Source organism: Acidobacteriota bacterium, assembly GCA_016195325.1.
Lineage (GTDB): Bacteria > Acidobacteriota > Polarisedimenticolia > JACPZX01 > JACPZX01 > JACPZX01.
In genome coordinates, this window is the sequence record JACPZX010000045.1 from 1 (window position 1) to 2,828 (window position 2,828).

A 2,828-nucleotide genomic window follows, 5' to 3' on the forward strand; every position below is an offset into this window, starting at 1 on the left:
TCCCGGGTTCATTCGTACCTCAGGGCTTCGACGGGGTTCAGCCGCGCGGCCTTCACCGCCATGAATGTGATCGGCGCTTCGTCCCCCTGGTAGAACTTCCGGAGGGTCGCGAGCGGCACGTACAGCCCCTCCATCTCTTCCTGCATCTCGTCGTCGTTGAAGAGGGGATTCCCGAGATGCTGCGCCACGCCCACGACGCGGAAGGGGCGCGAGTCGAGGGAGATGGTCTTCCCGAGGGGATCTTCCGAGCCAAAGAGGCGCTTCTTGAGGTTGTAACCGAGCACGCAGACACGCCCGTAGGAGTTCTGGTCGAGGTCGTTGAAGAAGCGCCCCGAATCGAGCGAGCGGCCGCGCACGACGTTGTAGCCTTCCGTCACGCCCATGATGCGGACCTTCCGCTCGGTCTCTCCCCGCCGCGCGATCATCTGGTCGTAGGAGACGGGGGCCACGGCGGCGACGTTGTCGCGGCGGGCCAGGATGACGTCGGCGTCCTCGGGCTGCAGGCCGCGCGAGCGGCCGAAGATCGCCGTCTCCCTCAGGTCTCTCGCGTCGCGATCCTGCACGAACATGACCCCGTCGAACCCGAGGTCGGTGAAGCCCGACCAGACGGCGCCGACGACGCCGTCGAGGAACGAGGTCATCACGGTGATGGAGAGCGTGCCGAGGATGATGCCGAGCAGGGTGAGCGACGAGCGGAGCTTGTGGTAGCGGATCTCGCTCAGGCTGGTGCGGAGGATCTCTCCCGGGTTCATTCGTACCTCAGGGCTTCGACGGGGTTCAGCCGCGCGGCCTTCACCGCGGGGTAGAGCCCGAAGAAGAGTCCGACCGTGACGGACGCCACGACGCCGATGACGGCCATCATGGGAGTGATGACGGCGGGCCGGTCGAGGAGCAGCGTGATGCCGCGCGCGAGCGCGACGCCTCCCAGAAGGCCGAGGGCGCCGCCCACGCCGGTGACGAGGACCGACTCGACGAGGAACTGCGCGGCGATGTCCGTTCCCCTGGCGCCGAGGGCCTTCCTCACGCCCACCTCGCGGATCCGCTCCTGGAACGACGCGAGCATGATGTTCATGATGACGATGCCGCCGACGAGCAGCGAGATGATGCCGGTGACGAGGAAGGTGATGTCGAAGATCTTCCCCTGCTCCTGGGCCTGCTTCATGCGCTCGTTGCGGTTGAAGACGTCGAAGTCCGGAACGCCGCCGTGGCGGCGGAAGAGCAGCGCCTTGACGGCGTCCGCGGTCTTCTGGTTGTTCTCGACCTTGTCGACCATCACGTTGATGTACTGGACGCGCTTCCTGTCGTCCCCGGTGAAGCGCGTGTAGAGGGCGGGAAGGGGGATGAAGGTCTGGCGGTTCATCCACTCGAGCGCGTTGTTGTCCCCGTCGTTGAAGTAGAACTCCTTGCGCTTCATCACGCCGACGACCTGGAAGCCGACGTCGCCGATGTAGAGGGTCTTGCCGAGCGGATCGATGTTGCCGAAGTAGCGCCTCGCCGCCGTGTCTCCGAGCACGCAGACGCGCGACTTCGACGCCATGTCGTCCGCGATGAAGAAGCGGCCGCGCGCGGGAAAGAACTTGTAGACCCCCTGGTAGTCGGGGGTGGCGCCGGTCACGTCCTGCTTTTTCTGGTAATCGCCGTAGCGGACGACCAGCCCGGCGCTGGCGATGGGGTCGACCTGGGTCGCCGTCGTCACCTCGCGCCGGATGGCGAGGGCGTCGTCCCACGTGAGGCCGTCGCTCGCGAGCTGCCGGGCCGTCTGGACGGTCTCCTTCGGGGGTTTGTTGACGACCAGCATCTTGGTCAGGCCTCCGAACTCGGAGAAGAACTCGAGCGCCTTGCGGCGCCCGGCGTCGACCAGCCCCTGCACCGCGACCAGCGAGGCGACGCCGAGGATCACGCCGAGCGTCTGGAGGATGGTGCGGGCCTTGTGGGATTTCAGATCCACGAAGCCGTCGATGACCGACTCGTGGATCGTCACGCCGTCGCCCCCGCGAGCTCCGCCTGCGGGACGGCCGACTCGATGAGGCCGTCGACGATCCGGATGATCCTCTGCGCCCGCGCCGCCACCTCGACGTCGTGCGTGACCACGATGACGGTGTGCCCCTGCGACCGGAGCTCGTCGAAGATGCCGAGGATCTCCTGGCCCGTCCTGCGATCGAGATTTCCCGTCGGCTCGTCGGCGAGGACGATCGACGGCGCGTTGACGAGGGCGCGCGCGATGGCGACGCGCTGCCGCTGCCCGCCCGAGAGCTGGGAGGGGAGGTGCTTCGCCCGGTCGGCCAGGCCGACCCGCGCGAGCGCCCCGAGGGCGCGATCCCGCCTCTCTCCGCGACCGAGGCCGGCGTAGAGCATCGGCAGCTCGACGTTGCGGACGATTGAGGCGCGCGGGAGGAGGTTGAAGGTCTGGAAGACGAAGCCGACGCGCTGGTTCCTGATCTTCGCCAGCTCGCGCGACCCCATCTGCGACACCGGCGTGCCGGCGAGGTAGTACTCCCCCTGCGTCGGTACGTCGAGGCAGCCGAGGATGTGCATCAGGGTCGACTTCCCGGAGCCCGAGGGGCCCATGATCGCGATGTACTCGCCCGAGCCGATCTCGAAGTCGAGGCCCCGGAGCGCGTGGACCGAATTCTCGCCGGCGTCGTAGACCTTGTGGACGTCGGTGAAGCGGATCATCGATTCCATGGCTAGTTCTCGTCGATCTGCCGGGGGCGGGTCGGGTCTTCGAGCGCGATCTCGACGCCGGTCTTGAGCCCCTCGAGGATCTGGGCCTTCTCCAGGCTCACGAGGCCGACCTTCACCTCGCGCTCCTCGAAGAAGCGCTGCCA

3 protein-coding genes are annotated in these 2,828 nt (G+C 67.3%); all 3 read right to left on the reverse strand.

The genetic code is table 11. The annotated features are described in order from the left end of the window. Positions 1-8: 8 nt before the first annotated feature. The 3 genes from HY049_09150 to HY049_09160 are packed head-to-tail and all read right to left on the reverse strand — an operon-like array spanning position 9 to position 2,676. Positions 9-752: an ABC transporter permease gene (locus tag HY049_09150; GenBank protein ID MBI3449067.1), complete on the reverse strand. Its 744-nt coding sequence runs from the start codon at positions 750-752 to the stop codon at positions 9-11. Next, on the reverse strand, positions 749-1,981 hold the full coding sequence (locus HY049_09155) for an ABC transporter permease (GenBank protein MBI3449068.1): 1,233 nt from the start codon (positions 1,979-1,981) through the stop codon (positions 749-751). Before HY049_09155 ends, HY049_09150 begins: the two co-directional genes overlap by 4 nt. Then, positions 1,978-2,676 carry an ABC transporter ATP-binding protein gene (locus HY049_09160; GenBank protein ID MBI3449069.1) on the reverse strand — a complete coding sequence of 233 codons (699 nt, stop codon included), beginning with the start codon at positions 2,674-2,676 and terminating at the stop codon, positions 1,978-1,980. Before HY049_09160 ends, HY049_09155 begins: the two co-directional genes overlap by 4 nt. Positions 2,677-2,828 lie beyond the last annotated feature (152 nt).